The organism is Psychrobacter sp. W2-37-MNA-CIBAN-0211 (assembly GCF_040309405.1).
GTDB lineage: Bacteria > Pseudomonadota > Gammaproteobacteria > Pseudomonadales > Moraxellaceae > Psychrobacter > Psychrobacter glaciei.
On sequence record NZ_JBEOOU010000008.1, the window covers coordinates 85317 to 102282 of the forward strand.

15 protein-coding genes are annotated in these 16966 nt (G+C 45.1%); 13 read left to right on the top strand and 2 right to left on the bottom strand.

The features are described from left to right. Positions 1 to 51 precede the first annotated feature (51 nt). The 3 genes from AAEY72_RS09330 to AAEY72_RS09340 all read left to right on the top strand — a co-directional run bounded on the left by AAEY72_RS09330 (position 52) and on the right by AAEY72_RS09340 (position 2883). Entirely contained in the window at positions 52 to 1215 is a 1164-nt protein-coding gene (locus AAEY72_RS09330) for a capsule assembly Wzi family protein (RefSeq protein ID WP_352310305.1), read from the top strand. A gap of 155 nt (positions 1216 to 1370) precedes the next feature. Then, on the top strand, positions 1371 to 2258 hold the full coding sequence (gene folD, locus AAEY72_RS09335; protein WP_352310306.1) for a bifunctional methylenetetrahydrofolate dehydrogenase/methenyltetrahydrofolate cyclohydrolase FolD: 888 nt from the start codon (positions 1371 to 1373) through the stop codon (positions 2256 to 2258). A gap of 106 nt (positions 2259 to 2364) precedes the next feature. Next, positions 2365 to 2883, top strand: coding sequence for a phosphate-starvation-inducible protein PsiE (locus AAEY72_RS09340; RefSeq protein ID WP_352310307.1), 519 nt, complete (start codon positions 2365 to 2367; stop codon positions 2881 to 2883). Between the two features lie 107 nt (positions 2884 to 2990). On the opposite strand, the gene corA is transcribed toward AAEY72_RS09340, so the two are convergent. Both corA and AAEY72_RS09350 read right to left on the bottom strand, forming a co-directional pair. Beyond that, the gene (gene corA / locus AAEY72_RS09345) at positions 2991 to 4145 is read right to left on the bottom strand and encodes a magnesium/cobalt transporter CorA (RefSeq protein WP_502945362.1); all 1155 of its coding nucleotides are present in this window, start codon (positions 4143 to 4145) and stop codon (positions 2991 to 2993) included. A 137-nt stretch (positions 4146 to 4282) separates the two neighbouring features. Next, the gene (locus AAEY72_RS09350; RefSeq protein ID WP_010199013.1) at positions 4283 to 4672 is read right to left on the bottom strand and encodes a DUF2237 family protein; all 390 of its coding nucleotides are present in this window, start codon (positions 4670 to 4672) and stop codon (positions 4283 to 4285) included. Positions 4673 to 5162: 490 nt separating this feature from the next. On the opposite strand from AAEY72_RS09350, the gene AAEY72_RS09355 reads away from it, so the two are divergent. The 10 genes from AAEY72_RS09355 (at position 5163) to bamB (ending at position 16930) form a co-directional block, all read left to right on the top strand. Next, positions 5163 to 6458 (top strand): ATP phosphoribosyltransferase regulatory subunit, encoded by a 1296-nt coding sequence (locus AAEY72_RS09355; RefSeq protein WP_352310309.1) that lies wholly within the window; start codon positions 5163 to 5165, stop codon positions 6456 to 6458. A 126-nt stretch (positions 6459 to 6584) separates the two neighbouring features. After that, a complete protein-coding gene (locus tag AAEY72_RS09360; RefSeq protein ID WP_010199020.1) occupies positions 6585 to 7874 on the top strand; it encodes an adenylosuccinate synthase in 1290 nt (429 codons plus the stop codon). Positions 7875 to 8165: 291 nt separating this feature from the next. Further along, positions 8166 to 8597, top strand: coding sequence for a nucleoside-diphosphate kinase (ndk, locus tag AAEY72_RS09365; protein ID WP_189586527.1), 432 nt, complete (start codon positions 8166 to 8168; stop codon positions 8595 to 8597). A gap of 300 nt (positions 8598 to 8897) precedes the next feature. Next, a complete protein-coding gene (gene rlmN, locus AAEY72_RS09370) occupies positions 8898 to 10127 on the top strand; it encodes a dual-specificity RNA methyltransferase RlmN (protein WP_010199027.1) in 1230 nt (409 codons plus the stop codon). Positions 10128 to 10389: 262 nt separating this feature from the next. Continuing rightward, complete coding sequence (pilW, locus tag AAEY72_RS09375) at positions 10390 to 11325, top strand: type IV pilus biogenesis/stability protein PilW (protein WP_010199028.1); 936 nt, start codon at positions 10390 to 10392, stop codon at positions 11323 to 11325. Next, entirely contained in the window at positions 11322 to 12140 is an 819-nt protein-coding gene (locus tag AAEY72_RS09380) for a helix-turn-helix domain-containing protein (RefSeq protein WP_240216797.1), read from the top strand. The genes pilW and AAEY72_RS09380 overlap by 4 nt, the downstream gene beginning before the upstream one ends. A 53-nt stretch (positions 12141 to 12193) precedes the next feature. After that, the gene (gene ispG / locus AAEY72_RS09385; RefSeq protein WP_010199030.1) at positions 12194 to 13309 is read left to right on the top strand and encodes a flavodoxin-dependent (E)-4-hydroxy-3-methylbut-2-enyl-diphosphate synthase; all 1116 of its coding nucleotides are present in this window, start codon (positions 12194 to 12196) and stop codon (positions 13307 to 13309) included. A 90-nt stretch (positions 13310 to 13399) separates the two neighbouring features. After that, the gene (gene hisS, locus AAEY72_RS09390; protein ID WP_352310310.1) at positions 13400 to 14689 is read left to right on the top strand and encodes a histidine--tRNA ligase; all 1290 of its coding nucleotides are present in this window, start codon (positions 13400 to 13402) and stop codon (positions 14687 to 14689) included. A gap of 49 nt (positions 14690 to 14738) precedes the next feature. Beyond that, positions 14739 to 15530 carry a YfgM family protein gene (locus tag AAEY72_RS09395; RefSeq protein ID WP_352310311.1) on the top strand — a complete coding sequence of 264 codons (792 nt, stop codon included), beginning with the start codon at positions 14739 to 14741 and terminating at the stop codon, positions 15528 to 15530. 191 nt (positions 15531 to 15721) lie between these two features. Beyond that, complete coding sequence (bamB, locus tag AAEY72_RS09400) at positions 15722 to 16930, top strand: outer membrane protein assembly factor BamB (protein WP_210541320.1); 1209 nt, start codon at positions 15722 to 15724, stop codon at positions 16928 to 16930. The last annotated feature ends 36 nt before the right edge of the window (positions 16931 to 16966 follow it).

Below are 16966 nucleotides of genomic sequence, written 5' to 3' on the forward strand. Positions count from 1 at the left end.
TTTGGGGTGTTATCGACGGCATCGATGCTGACGTCAGCACAGAATCTGTATATGAACGACCTAAAACTCAAGGCGGACCTTGATTGGTTAAATACCCAAGGCGTGACGCAGATCAGTACCAGCACTTGGCCTTTGACGGCTAATGAGATCGAGCGCGGGTTACAGTCTGCCAATGCGCAGACAATAGCACAGCAGCAGGTATTGCAGTCGATACAGACTAGGTTTGCGCAAAACCGTGAATCTCTTGTTAAGGCTTTTGCTGGATTGTACCTACAGACAGATCGAAAGCAGCTTCCACAGACATTTGCAGATGATCAGCTCGCTGGTCAACAAGCCACCGTAGGGGTGTCGCTTAACGAAGCACAGTGGGAGTTTAATCTGCAAGCCAATGTAAAGAACGATGAGCTGATCGATGATGACTCTGATGTCAGTTTTAAGGGTTCTTATATCGCTGGTATGGAGGCTAATCAATGGCTGATAGCGGGTAAAATACCAGCATGGTGGGGTCCAGGGCAGGATGGCAGTCTCATTCGAGGAGATGCTAGCATTCCAGTTACAGGGATTACTATGCAGCGTGATACGCAAACCGCACCGAATTATAAATATCTGAATTGGGTCGGTCCTTGGCAGTATCAGCTATTTGCTGGTCAGCTCGACGATTATGAGGCCATTCCAGACGCCAAGCTGTTTGGGGCACGACTGACTGCTAATCCATTACCTTGGTTAGAAGTAGGCGCGTCCCGTACGTTTATGTGGGGCGGCGAAGGTCGACCTGAGAGCTTAAGCTCATTTGGTGATGCACTACTAGGAACTAGAGACAATGATACCTCAGTAGGTGACACTGATAACGATCCTGCCAATCAGCTAGGTGGCTTTGATGCACGACTGAGTCTTATGCCTTTGGTTAACATACCCGCTGGTGTCTACGCTCAGTATGTAGGTGAGGACGAGGCAGGCGGTCTGTCATCTAAAAACATATATCTCGCTGGTGCAGACTATGCTTCTGAGGCTTATGGCAAGCCTTATCAGCTTTATACTGAATATACAGATACGCGTACTGGCGGTGAATCACGTGGCATATCTTATGATCATGGTACTTATACCGATGGCTACTATCAGCAAGGCTATCCACTGGGGCATGCGCTAGGCGGCGATGCTGAGAGTATTGCGGCTGGTGGTCGATTGTGGCTAGATGAGCGTATGACTGTCGACTGAATTGAGGACATGCCCTAATACAGGCTAGGATTTTTAGACGCAGGCAGGTACAATATCAGTATAAATCACACCTTGATTAAGGATAAGACAGGCATGCAAAGTATTTGCGCGCGCTGTCTTTATTTTTTTATATCGTACCCTCTATTGGAGTTACTATGTCTACCGCGTCTACTGCCCAAGAGTCCGCCACCGTTTTAGATGGCAAAGCGCTTGCCAAACAAATAGAACAGCAACTACGCGTGCGCGTGGATACGATCAAGGATAAGACGGGACGCACCCCAAGCCTTGCGACGATATTGGTCGGTGATGACCCAGCTTCTGCCACTTATGTCCGTATGAAAGGTAATGCCTGTAAGCGTGTTGGTATGGACTCTATACGTGTTGAGATGCCGAGTATCACGACCACTGAGCAGCTATTGGCTAAGATAGATGAGCTCAATAATAACCCTGACGTCCACGGCATCTTGCTACAGCATCCAGTCCCTGAGCATATCGATGAGCGTGCTTGCTTCGAGCAGATCGACTTGGCAAAAGATGTCGATGGCGTGACTTGTCTTGGCTTTGGTCGGATGGCGATGCAGCAGTCCGCTTATGGCTCATGCACACCGCAGGGCATCATGCATTTATTAGAGCATCATGGTATCGAGCTGGCAGGTTTGGAGGCCGTGGTTGTAGGGCGTAGTGCTATTTTAGGTAAGCCAATGGCGATGATGCTATTAAATGCCAACTGTACCGTAACTATCTGTCATTCAAGAACTCAAGATCTAGCGGCACATATCAAGCGTGCAGATATCGTTGTTGGTGCTGTAGGTGTGCCTGAATTGATTAAAGCGGATTGGATTAAAGCAGGCGCTGTGGTCATCGATGCAGGCTTTCATCCGACCGATAATGGCGGCGTGGGCGATATTGAGATGCAGGGTGTGGAACATATCGCCAGTGCTTATACGCCTGTACCAGGTGGCGTTGGCCCAATGACCATCAACACGCTGATTCGCCAAACGGTCGATGCAGCTGAAAAATCAGCCGGATTAAATATTGGCTAAAAAAATAGTCATACGAATACTGATTGCCGATAGATAAGGGGTCTGAGTCTCCACAGTACAAAGACTCAGGCTAAATCAACCACATCTCAGTTGATAGGACTTAAACATGGCTAAAAAAAACGTAGGTATTCACGAGCGACTGCAAGGTATTGGTAGAGAGTTTGTCGATGTCTGTCATTACGTTATTTTATTTTTAATCAGTGTGGTTGTCGTTTGGACCGCTGGTAAAGAGTTCATTGGTATTATTCAAAAAGGCTCAGCAGATTTAAAAGATATCTTGATGCTATTCATTTATCTTGAGCTGTTGGCAATGATAGGAATTTATTTTAAAACCCATCGTCTGCCAGTACAGTTTTTGATATTTATTGCGATCACCGCTTTGTCACGGCACTTGGTGGTTGATGTGCAGGCGGTCTCAGACTATTTTCATTTATGGCTATTAGCGACGATTTCTGTCGCCATCATGCTATTGAGTGGCTCTATCGTAGTACTAACGTGGACGGCAAAAACATTCGGTCGTCCAGAGGACAATCTCGATAAACAGCATGCCAATCTAACGGTTAAAGCACTATTGCCTGATAATGCCCAAGCGCCTGATAGTTATACCAAGCACCGCCGTGAATAATATCAGCAGTACGTGATGGTTCGATATTACTTTTCACTGACTATAGTTGTTGAGCATCATAAAAAAGGCTACCAGTGGTAGCCCTTTTTTATGTACGGCACTTTATGTCACAACCATTTAAGTCTCTTAAAATTGTAGTACAAGTAGCTACACAAAGCGATAATAACAGTCATGATAACAAGGTACGAGTACTTCCAATGCAGCTCGGGCATAAAGTCAAAGTTCATCCCATAAATACCAGCGATCGCTGTGGGTACGGCTAAGATACCCGCCCATGCCGCAAGCTTACGTACGACTTCGTTCTGCCCCATATTGACCATGGCCATATAGGTATTCATCACCACGCTGAGCATCTCATTGAGACCATTGATGGCATCTAGCGAGTGCAAAAGGTGATCGTTGACATCGCGAAAGTAAGGTTTTGCCGCTTGAGAAAACCCTGAGACCAGCTCACTTTTTTTGTGATTAATAAAAAAGCTACAGATGTCTTGGACAGGTAAAATAATAGCGCGCATATGTACTAGCTGAGATTTGAGCTCATAAAGATTTTTTAGAGTGCCTTTGTCAAACTCATAGGTAAAGACATAGCGCTCTTGCTCGCGCAAATATCGACCCAACCGATCGGTAATCGGCATATAGTTATCCACGATAAAATCGAGTATGGCATGCAGTACAAATATCGGGCCCATACGCAGCTTTTCAGGGCGACGGTGACAATGTTCACGGACAGGCGCGTAAGAGTTTGACGGACCATTACGAATGGTAATCAGATAGTTTTTACCCATGAATATCGCGGTGGTGCCATAACGAATGACATTGTCCTCTAACTTCGCCGTACGCAGTACCACAAACACCATGTCATTGTCGTAGTTTTCGACTTTGGCACGTTGATGATCGGCAAAAGCATCTTCAATCGCCAATTCATGTAGACCAAAGGCTTCTTTTACTTTGACCATGGTTTCTAGACTGGGATCGTAGAGACCAAGCCAAATAAACTGACCATTATTATTCAGCGCCCGACTGACATCATTGAGCGCTACCGTATCGAGATTTTCACCAGTTTTACGTGAGTAGGCATAGCAGCTGACCACCTCATCCGCACTTGATGAGTCAATATCCTCATAGCGTTCAGAGTCGGGGTCATAGACCGTCATGGTCTCGATGGTGTCCTCAGTCGTGGCAGCGGCATCACCATAGATATAGCTATCATCATCGTCTAGATAGAGATGCTTGTCACTCATGCTGGCATAGATATGATCCATATTGGAGTCAGGTGCAATATGAGCCGTTTTTTTAATCAATTGATTATTATCATTTTCCATATACTTTCCTGTCATATAATAAAAAACTTCAATAATCCAAATCTATCGTAAACGCTACTATCGTTTGCTCACCTTAGCTATAGGGCATAGCTTTTTAGGGTTTCAATATCGACTAAGCTTAATAAGCTTTCGTGACAAGCTTCTAGCTTTATTTGTGGCGCGATATCGAAATCTAGGGCTTCGACCCAGCGCAGCGCACAGATACACCAGTAATCACCGGGCTGTAAACCAGCAAAATTGTATTCAGGCAGTGGAGTGATAAGATCGTTGCCACGGCTGGCTGAAAAGTTTAAAAACTCACTGGTCATCTTGGCACAAACGGTATGTTGACCGACGTCGTGATTGCCAGTATGACAAAAGCCATTGCGATAAAAGCCGGTAATAGGATCAAAGCAACAGCTGGCAAGGGCAGTGCCTAAGACGTTGCTTTGGTTAATGGCTGGGTTTGGGTGGTAATCAGATGACATAAGGCTTCCGAGATAAAAATATAGGGTAGTGTACCATGAGTCTGAGTCGAAAACGTGGTTCTCACCATGCTGATGACAGTCTTCATTATACCAAGGCGATATTAACATTTTTAGTTGAACCACAAGGTATCTAACACGATTATAATCGCCGTGTCTTTGACAGTAATGACCAGCAATTAGATAGTGATTGTGGCGAATTGTCACTAGGCGAACCTTAACTGCTATGCTAAACTAAAGCATAAAGTGCCTTGGTGATTTATTAAGGTTTACTAGCGCATAAAGATACTCGTCTTATCGTCCTAACTTATACTTATTACTCACCCTTTTGCGGTTACCTAGTTTGTTCATAAATAATTGGGTCAATGATGTTGCGTGTTAAAAATAAAAATGCACAGCATCAATGCAATTGTAAAGATAACCTTTAAGTACTGCATAAGTACCGCATCAGTACCGCGTTTTTGGTAAGCGATACGCCAAACAAGGATTTATTGTGTCTGTCAGTTCTGATTCTGCAAAACTTGCCCAGTTAAATACGACAAATGAAGCGGTGGCTCAGCCTGCCGAAAACACGGCTACCTCTACTAGCATGCCATATTTGAATAACTTTGCCAGCGACGTTGCCAATAGTTGGTTGTTGCCTGATGGGGTGGTGGATGTGCTGTTTGAAGATGCCCAAAAGCAAGAAGTGCTCAGGCACAAGCTTACGCAGCAGCTGATTACTCACGGCTATCAGTTGGTCAATCCACCAATGATTGAATTCACCGAGTCGCTGCTGAGTGATGCCTCAGAAGATCTAAAGCGCCAAACTTTCAAGATTATCGATCAGCTAACTGGTCGCTTGATGGGCGTGCGCGCTGATATTACCCCGCAGATTTTACGTATCGATGCGCATCACGGTGGCACGGGTATTGCTCGTTATTGCTATGCAGGTGATGTGATTCATACCTTGCCGTCAGGGCTTTTTGGCTCACGGACGCCATTGCAGTTGGGTGCTGAGATTTTTGGTTGCGGTGAATTGGCTGCCGATATCGAACTGATAGATGTGTTGTTTAGCATGGTGAATAGCTTGGATATGAGCGCCACCTTGCACATCGACTTGGGTCACGTAGCGATATTTAAGCGTTTGGCCGAATTGGCCGAATTGCCAGCGCACGATACTCAGCAGTTGATGAACTTGTATGCTAATAAGAATTTGCCAGAACTAAAGCGGGTTTGCCAAACACTACCGATGGGTGATGATTTTTACGCATTGGCGCGCTTTGGTCATGATATGGCGCATTTATTGGCAAAATTGTCAGCGACAGCACAGCAGGATACGCAAATCGCAACGGCTGTTGATGAGTTGCAATGCCTCACTGCCCATCTACAAGAGCAATGGCAATGTCCGGTCAGTATCGATGTGACAGAGCTGTCAGGTTATCATTATCATACGGGTATTGTCTTTAACGGTTATATCAATAGTGAAACCCAGCCGTTGGTACGGGGTGGACGTTTTGATGGTATGCAGAGCTATACCCAGCAGCCGCGTCAAGCCACCGGCTTTAGTATGGACGTCAGCCGTTTACTCGCGCATACGCAGCTTGATGCGCCAAGCATTGTGCTGGTGGATTATAGCGCATTGCATAATGCCGATAAGACTCAGAAGCAGACGCTGTTACAACAAGTGGAAAGTCTACGTCAGCAGGGCTATCGCGTTACCATGCCATTAGATACTCAAGACCATCCAGCAGATGTCACGCATCGCTTAAGTTTCGCAGACAACGAGTGGCAGTTACAGAGCGTGTAAACACAGCTTTATTAAGCCATACTTAGCGTTGCTGTCGTGACTGTTATTTTTTGACATTATCAAAATCATTTTAGTTTTTTAAACCGTTATTGCACACACCTCAATACATAAAGGTAAGGATTGATCATGGGTAAGAATGTCGTAGTTTTGGGTAGCCAATGGGGCGATGAAGGTAAAGGTAAGATTGTTGACTTACTAACCGAAAAAGCCTCAGCAGTTGCTCGCTTTCAAGGCGGTCACAACGCAGGTCACACGTTAGTTGTCGATGGCAAAACCACTGTCTTGCATTTAATCCCATCAGGTATCCTGCGTGAAGGCGTCACCTGCTTCATCGGTAACGGCGTGGTGTTAGCACCTGACGCACTGTTAAAAGAAATGAAAGAGCTGGAAGACAATAACGTACCAGTACGTGAGCGTCTGCGCATTTCACCGAACTGCCCACTTATCATGCCTTACCATGTCGCACTTGACCAAGCACGCGAAGCCAAGCGCGGTACTGGTAAAATCGGCACGACGGGTCGTGGTATCGGTCCTGCGTACGAAGACAAAGTGGCGCGCCGTGCCATCAAGCTTGCTGATTTATTCCGTGATGACTTAGAAGAAAAATTGCGCAATCTAATCGAATATCATAACTTCCAACTGACGCAGTATTACAAAGTTGAAGCGATTGATTTTGATGAGACGTTGAAGCTTTGTAAAGAGTGGAAAGAAGAAATTAAAGGTATGGTTACCGATGTGACCGAAGACCTTAATCAATTGCGCCTTGCTGGCAAGAACCTGATGTTTGAAGGTGCTCAAGGTACATTACTTGATATCGATCATGGTACTTATCCGTTTGTGACCAGCTCAAGCGTCACTGCTGGTGGCGTATCGACTGGTACTGGTATCGGTCCATTGTATTTAGACTACGTACTGGGTATCACCAAAGCTTACACCACGCGTGTTGGTAGTGGCCCGTTTCCAACAGAATTGTTTGATGATGTTGGTGCACATTTAGCCAAAGTCGGTCATGAGTTTGGTGCCACCACTGGTCGTGCGCGTCGCTGTGGTTGGTTCGATGCCGAAGCCTTACGCCGTGCAGTGGTATTGAACTCACTATCAGGTATTTGCTTGACCAAACTTGACGTGTTGGATGGCTTAGAAGAGCTGCTTATCGGTGTGGGTTACGACTTGCCTGAGACTGAATGTAAAGGCGCGCACGATGCTGAATTCTATGAGTCAGTGACGCCAAAATACGAAACCTTACAAGGGTGGAGTGAGTCAACCGTTGGTATCACCAATTATGACGACTTGCCAGAAAATGCGAAAAAATACATCAAGCGTATCGAAGCATTGATCGATTGCCCTATCGATATCATCTCAACTGGCCCTGACCGCGAAGAGACCATCGTTTTGCGTGATCCATACGACGCGTAATTGCAGTAACATCTTTATATTTTTCCCACTATTAATAGTTGTATTGAATGATAAAACCCCAGTGCTGAGCATTGGGGTTTTTACTTTTATGCAAGGTACGGTCATAAATTAACCCTATCATTTATAGTCTTAATCATTATAATAGGCAGCAATCCTATGTTGGCGCTCATATTATCGTATTGATAGACAATGAGTTATTTAAGTTTGCCCAAGCCAGCATTGTGGCCAAAGATAAAACAAAGCATTGACCATTTTATTTTTATCAAATTTATCATTTATTAGGAGCTTTTCATGGCTAACGAACGTACTTTATCTATCATCAAACCTGATGCAGTTGCTGGCAACCACATCGGTGCTATCTATAGCCGCTTCGAGCAAGCTGGTCTAAAAATCGTTGCAGCTAAAATGATGCAACTTGATGACGAAAAAGCAGGCGGTTTTTACGCTGAGCACGCTGAGCGTCCATTTTACAACGATCTAAAATCTTTCATGATGTCAGGTCCAGTATTGGTATCAGTACTAGAGGGCGAAAACGCTATCGCTCAGCATCGTGAAATCATGGGCGCTACTAACCCAAAAGATGCTGCTGAAGGTACTATCCGTGCTGATTTCGCTAGCAGCATCGATGAAAACGCTGTTCATGGTTCAGATTCAGCTGAATCAGCTGCACGTGAAATCAGCTACTTCTTCAATGAAGATGAAGTTTGTGCACGTACGCGCTAGTAGCAGTAATTATTAATATCCGTTTATAGTGTTGGTTATTAATAATTAGTTTTGCAAGACGGCTTATATCTTATGGGTATAAGCCGTTTTAGCTATTATAATAATCCTATTATTCATTGAAATCTTTGATGACTTGCCTCATCATTGGTTTTACGTAGCGTTATCAATCCCTTATCAGCATGTTTTTATCAAATGCGCTCGTAACGGATTGCTCATGCACTCATATATTATGTATGTATGACAACATCCATATAAACAATTGCAGCGCTTATTTAAGCTTATGCAAAAAGGTTATCTATTATGTCCACTGTTCAATCACCGATCCAACATATCCCTACTAAGCTAACAGATAGTATCAAGCTAGTAGATGAAGCGCAGGCAAAAACCAATCTGCTAGGAATGACGCAAGCCCAACTTGCAGAGTATTTTAAGAGCATTGGCGAAAAGCCTTTTCGCTCAACGCAAGTGGTTAGGTGGATATATCAGCAGGGCGTGACCGATTTTGAGCAAATGACCAATTTAAGCAAATCACTGCGCGATAAATTGTCAGCCAATGCTTGCGTCGTTCCGCCAAAAGTCATTCATCGCCAATACAGTGATGACGGCACGCGGAAATGGGTGTTCGAAGTGACTGGTGGCTCATTGGTTGAGACGGTACTGATTCCAGCAGATGACAGCAAGATAAATGGCCGTAAGACTTTATGCGTGTCTTCACAAGTTGGCTGTGCGCTGGATTGTAGTTTCTGTAGTACTGGCAAACAGGGCTTTGAGCGCGATTTAACGGCGGCTGAAATCATCGGACAATTATGGGTAGCCAATGCCTCTTATATGACTGACGAAAATGACAGCTTAGAAAACGTCGATCATAGCCTATGGGAAAATAACGTCACCAACGTGGTGATGATGGGCATGGGTGAGCCATTACTAAACTACAAGCCAGTGGTTGGTTCGATGGAGCTGATGCTGAGCGATCACGCCTATGGTTTGTCAAAACGTCGGGTGACATTATCAACCTCAGGTGTCGTGCCAAAAATGTATCAGCTAGCGCAAGACATTGATGTGGCGTTAGCGATTTCACTGCACGCACCTAATGATGAGCTGCGTAACGAGCTAGTGCCTATTAATAAAAAGTATCCGCTAGAAGAGTTGATGGCAGCCGCTCGCAATTATGTTTATGACGTCAATCCGCGCCATAAAAAGCATGTGACGATTGAATATGTGATGCTAGATGGTGTCAATGATAGCAATGAGCACGCTCATCAATTGGTGGCTTTATTAGGTGATTTGCCAAGCAAAATTAATCTGATACCGTTTAATCCATTCCCACATGCCAATTACGATAAATCAAGCAACAACCGTATCCATGCTTTTAGCAATATTTTAAGTGAAGCGGGATTTGTCTGTACGATTCGCCAAACCCGTGGTGATGATATTGATGCGGCCTGTGGTCAATTGGTCGGACAAGTTGCTGATCGTACTAGACGTTCGGCAGCGTGGCAGCAAAGCATCAAAGACCGTGAAAACGTGTAGGGTAATATGTGAGGTAGCATAGAAGATTTAGAGTGGTATTGATAACGGAAGACGGTATTGATAGAAATGATGAACAGCCTATAAAGGTTTGATAATTAGCTGTCTTTTATCCATCACAACGGTAATAAAATTGTAGTCATAACCGCTAATAACCATGAAGGTAGCAATTAATAGTAACTAAATTGTACTTATGGGGGCTAAATCTATTAAACTGATGCTTCTTTGATCCCCTGTACTGAACCACAGTTTTATGATGGCGGCTATGATGACTTCTAAAGATTCTTGTCAGTTCAAATATCAAAAACCATTTCTTTCAGCGTTCAAACCGTTGATATCAGCGATTGAGTCACTGGCTACGCCAAAGCGTATGCTGCTGGCAAGTGCATTGGCAGGCTTGCTAGTGAGCGGCTGTCAAAGTACGACGACCAATGATCTAACGGGTAGCACCCCTTATCAAACGTCCACGCGACCGACTAGCGATCGCAACTTGGATCAACAAGAGATTGCTCGTGTGCGCACCTCACTTGCCGCGCAATATATCCGCAAAAATGAGCTTGATACCGCGCAGCGTCAGCTAGAAAAAGCCTTTGCTGCGGATAGCCGTTACGCGCCAGCCTATGATATGATGGGCGTTTTGTTGCAGCAAGAAGGCAGCCGCATCAATCTTGAAAAAGCCGACCAGTATTTTAAAAAAGCCATCGCGCTTGATAAAGATTTTGAGCAGGCGCACAATAATTACGGCGTTTATTTGTCGCAAATGAAACGTTACAAAGAAGCAGCGGCGCAGTTTGAAATCGCCGGTGCAGCATTAGGCTATGAAGGCCGTATTGGGGCGTTAGAAAACTTGGGTCGCACTTACCTGCAACTCGATGATCATCCGGCAGCCGCCAAAGCATTCTTGCGGGCGTTAGATGGCAATCGCAACAGTATTATTGCCCATATTGAATTGGTAGATTTATTGCTTGAGCAGCAGCGTGTGCAACAAGCACAGCGGCTCTATGATGAGACTTTGATACTGGTACAAGGGCAGGGCATTAGCCCGCGCTTACTATTGCAAGGCATCAAAATTGCCGCTGCACAAAATAACAAAACAACGCGCCAGCAATTGGCACAGCAGCTTTTATCCGCTTATCCGTTAAGCGATGAGGCAAAACAACTTAAGACTTGGCTTAATAATCCAGAGGCACCATGGAAATGACCACCCCATCATCAAACACTCAATCTAACCAGCAGGGATCATTTGGTGCTGTATTGCAACAAGCCCGAAAAAATAAGCAAGTCAGCTTAGAAGAGGTGGCAGCTGAGCTATTTATTTTAAAACGACATCTACAAGCGCTAGAGAGTGAGAATTTCTCTGAGCTACCGCAAGCCGCTTTTGCTCGTGGTTTTGCGATTAATTATGCCAAATTTTTGGATTTAGATCCGGTAAAAATTGCAAGCAGCTTTGATGCCGCTTATCCCAAAGAGCTTAAAGCTCAATTGGCAAACAATACCGATACGCCTTTGCGTCCAATGGGTACATTGCAGCGTGATACGCATAACCGTATTCGCTTTAACCCTTTGTTAATCATAGGTGTTATCGGGCTAATCATCTTAGCGATATTTCTATTTCGTATGGTGAGCAATGCGAGCAAAGAAAATAACCAAGAACCAACCGTCGCTGTCGAGGACATATCAGCCGTCGAGCAAGCACAAGGTGCAGCGATTAATACGAATGCCAATGGGGTCGGCGCGTCTGGCTCTGCGCTCAATTTAGGCGGTGATGCCAATACCAATGTGGCAGTTTTAGACGTCAAACTGACAGATGACGCCATTATCAGCATTACTGACGCTTCTGGTAGCAACTTGATGAATGGTGCGCAGACCGCTGGTGACTATAAATTATCAGGTATGCCACCATTTAATGTACAGATTGATAATGTCGATAATGTTAGCTTAATGCTGAATCAAGAAGCCGTCGCTCTAGATACTTACGCAACGGATAAGCAGGCCAGTTTTGAGTTGGCTCCTTAGTCTTTTTTGTATTTGAGCCTATTGCTTTTTAGTTTTAATTAAAGGATTTATGTATGTCAATGCCATCGCCTATTAACCGTCGTTTGACCAAAAAAATCTATGTCGGTGATGTCGCGATTGGTGGCGATGCACCGATAAGTGTGCAAAGCATGACCAACACGGACACCTGTGATGTGGCCGCAACCGTGGCTCAAATCGAACGCTGCGTTGAAGCTGGTGCCGATCTGATGCGCGTATCAACGCCAACGATGGATACGGTCAAAGCCTTTGGTGAGATTCGAAAACTGGTCAGCGTACCATTGATTGCCGACGTACATTTTGACCATAAAATAGCGCTAGCGGTTGCCGAAGCGGGTGCAGATTGTCTACGTATCAATCCAGGTAATATCGGTAGCGATGCCAAAGTACGTGAAGTCGTCGCTTGTGCCAAATATCATAACATTCCTATTCGTATCGGTGTCAATGCTGGCTCATTAGAAAAAGACATTCAACGTAAATATACAGAGCCGAATGGCGCGGCGATGCTGGAATCGGCGATGCGTCATATCGATATTTTAGAGCGCCTGAACTTTGATCAATACAAAGTCTCGGTCAAAGCCAGTAATGTGTTTTTGACTATGGATGCCTACCGTCTTATCTCTGCCCAAATCGACAATCCGCTGCATTTAGGTGTCACCGAAGCTGGCGTTTATCGTACCGGTTCGGTCAAGTCCGCCATTGCTCTCGGTGGCTTATTATTGGACGGCATTGGCGATACCATTCGTATCTCGTTGGCAGCAGAGCCAGAAGAAGAAATTAAAATTGGCTTTGATATTTTAAAATCGCTCAATATTCGTTCTAATGGCGTGAACTTTATTGCTTGTCCGAGCTGCTCTCGTCAAGAGTTTGATGTGATTAGAGTGATGACCGCATTAGAGTCACGCTTAGAAGATGTGCGCGAACCGATGAATTTGTCAGTGATTGGCTGTAAAGTGAACGGCCCAGGTGAGGCGAAGGAATCTGATATAGGTATTGTTGGCGCTGCACGTAAGTCATTGGTCTATCGTATGGGTGAAAAAAGCCATCTTATCGACACCAATAACTTGGTTGATGAAATAGAAAGTATGGTTCGCGCGCATGCAGAAGAGCTGGCCAAAAAACGTGAGAATGAAATTATTCGGGTAAAATAAGCTGCCGTATTTCAGATTCCGATAGCGCTCATTGAAACGTCACAACAATAATAGAATACTTGTTAAAATTTTTAAGGATATGACCGTACCATGATTAAAGCTATTAAAGGGTTTAATGATATTTTGCCTGATCAATCCGCAAAATGGCTGCATCTAGAGGCGATATTGGCTGATGTGCTGGGTAGATACGGTTATGAACATATTCGTCTGCCTATCGTAGAGCAAACCGACTTATTTGCCCGTGCTATCGGCGGGGCAACCGACATCGTCGAAAAAGAGATGTATAGCTTTACCGATAAGTCTGAGCCACCAACACCCTTAGCATTGCGTCCTGAAGGTACAGCTGGGGCGGTACGTGCAGTGATTGAGCACAATTTGCTGCGTGGTGATACGCCAAAACTTTGGTATATCGGTCCGATGTTCCGCTATGAGCGTCCACAAAAAGGTCGCTACCGCCAGTTTCATCAATTGGGTGTCGAGAGCTTTGGCAGTGCGCTACCGGATGCCGACGCTGAATTAATTGCTATGACCCATCTGATGTGGCAAGAGCTGGGTCTAAAAGGTGAGATGCATTTGCAGTTAAATAGCTTGGGCGAGCTGGATGAGCGCCATGCTTATCGTGAGGCGCTGGTTACTTATTTAACAGACAAACAAGAGCAGCTAGACGATGATAGCAAACGCCGCTTGACGACCAATCCGCTGCGTATTTTAGACAGTAAAGAGGCGAGTACCCAAGCAGTATTGGCAGATGCACCAAAGCTGGCTGACTTCTTAGGCGCAGAGAGCGTCGCACATTTTGAACAAGTGCAAGCGTATTTGACCGACCTTGGCATCAGTTTTGAGATTAACCCGCATCTAGTACGCGGTCTTGATTACTATAACAAAACCGTCTTTGAGTGGGTCACTGACAAGCTTGGTAGCCAAGCGACTGTTTGTGCCGGTGGGCGCTACGATGGTTTGATTGGACAGCTAAAATCAATCGGTAGCGATAGTAGCAAGCCGGTGAAGTCTGAGCCTGCGGTTGGTTTTGCCATGGGACTTGAGCGTTTATTGTTACTCATGGAAGCTGTCGCTCCGATTGCTGATGTACCAGCTTGTGATGTCTTTGTCGTGGCTCATCCCGATGTTTATGGTGCGGGTATTGGCTATGCACAACGTTTGCGTTATAGCCGTCCAGATGTGCGGGTAAAAATGGCAAGTGCGACAAGTCTAAAAGCGCAAATGAAAAAAGCGGACAAATCGGGCGCTGCGCTGACGGTTATTATTGCGCAGCAAGAGCTGGATGATCAGACTATTAGCATCAAAGACATGCAGACAGGTGAGCAACAGACGGTTGCACAGGATTGGCTATCAAATAAAGAGCACTTTTCTCGTCACTGAACCACTTTAGTATCAGCAACTTAATAACAATTTTATCAGGTAACTACCTATGGCTCTGACACCCAATTCGCCGAATGCAGACAATTCAATGCAAGCGTTAAAGCAATACGGCAGCTATATTGTCACTGCGATTTTGTTGGCACTGGCTGCTTATTTTGGCTGGACATATTGGCAGGACAATCATGCCCGTGTGGATACGGTTGCTGCTGATTACTATGCAGACATCCAGCGGTTGAATGAAGAAGTCAGTCTGGCGTCACAAAATCCAGATTTAGAAGCAGAGGCAAAAGCAGCACTGGCAGACAGTCGTACACAGCTTAATAAAGATATTGATGACTTGGTCAGCACCCATGGTGACTCCGTTTATGCATGGCAAGCACTGATGATTAAAGCGCGTCAACAGGTTGATGGTGATGACTTTACAGGGGCAAGTGAGACGCTGAAAAAAGCGCTAGCAATCGATTTGGGTGATGCAGGTCTGACTGCGATTACTCGTCTGCGTTATGCCAAGACGCTATTGGCGGCTGGTGATGCAGATGCAGCCTTAGCTGAGGCCAATAATGATATGCCAAGCTCATTTGAAGCCAGTCAGCAAGAGCTGCTGGGTGATATTTATCTGGTGCAAGACAATAAGGAATCAGCGATTAAGTCTTATAACAATGCTTGGGAATTATTGCGCAGTCGTCAAGAAACACGTGCGGTATTGGCTTTAAAAATGGAAAGTCTTGGTATCGTGCCTGAGCCTATCGAGTCGCAAGCTAGCCTAATTCAAGAGTCTGCCACTGCTGAGCAGCCATTAGTGATTGAAAATACGACAGCTGCTACTGAGCAACCCTCTTAGTTTTAATGATTTATCTGATAACTCAATTATCGAATGACTAAAACCGTTCTACAAACTAAGTAGCGCAGCAAGTCAGCAGGGTAGTATTCAAAGTTAAGGTCAATATACCGAACTTTTTTATTACGGATCAATTGCTTATTTACTGATGGCTAATTTATTAATTGTTAATTTATTTGTAGTGAGAACTTATAATGACTCAATCTATTCGCTCTAGCAACACGTTAAAGGCTAAAACCATCAAGATGACGATCATGCATGTCGCCGTCATCGCAGCGATGGCAACAGCTGTCGCTGGCTGTAATCGCGGTATCAAACCTGTCGTCAACGATCCTGTTAAACTGGTGCAAATTGCGCAGCCTATTAGCGTGCTACAGCCTGTGTTTAGCACTGATGTCGGTAACAAAAAAGCCAGCAAAAAAGATCCACTTGATTTGCAAGTGGGTTACGCCAACTCGCAAATTGTTACTGCTTCGCGCGGTGGTGATTTGACTGGTTTTAATAATGCCGGTCAAGAGCTGTGGTCAGTCAATGTAGGTGATCAAATCACAGGTGGTGTCGCAATAGATGCCTTGAGTCAGACTGCGATTGTCAGTACACGTGGCGGGCAAATTATGGCCTTTGATAGCACTACTGGCGCAAAACGCTGGCAGCAACAGTTATCAGGATCGGTATTGTCACCAGCACTTATTACTAATAATCGGGTGATTTTGTCAGCTAATGATGGTTTCTTGCACGGCTTATCACTGCAGACTGGCCAGTCAGTATGGCAATTTGCTACCCAAGTACCCGCTATCAGCGTACGTGGTAGTGCGGCACCAACTTTATTAGATGATAAAACAGCATTATTGGCTACGGCTGATGGGCGTTTACATGCTGTGACCACCGATAGCGGTCTACCGCAGTGGTCAAGACGTGTTGGTGTTGGTGCAGGCAGTAGCGAAGTTGAGCGTATGAGCGATGTCGATGGCAAACCTGTCGTCAGTAACAATCAGCTGTTTGCCATTAGCTATAGTGGGCAATTATTAGGTATTGATTTAGCGTCACGTCAAGTCATGTTTATTAATGATCTTGCCAGCCTAAAAGCGCTTACAGTAAACAACCAGCAAGTTATTGCCACCAGCTTGGACGGAAAAGTGGTCGCTTATGATCGCAACAGTGGTGAGATGTTGTGGGAAAGTGAAGAGTTGGCTTATCGCCACTTAACCAACCCTGTTATGATTGGAAACTATATTGCAGTGGGTGATTATGATGGGGTCGTGCATTTATTTGACCCTGCCAGCGGAAAAATCGTCAGCCGTGTAGAGACCAAAGGCGCGCTCACCAACTTGCAAGCAGAAGGTAGCCGTTTGTTGACCCAAAGTACCTCAGGTCAAGTGGCTATTTGGCAATTGGCTCGCTAAGATTTTATGGGCAGTCGTTTTATTAATAAGGTTTTT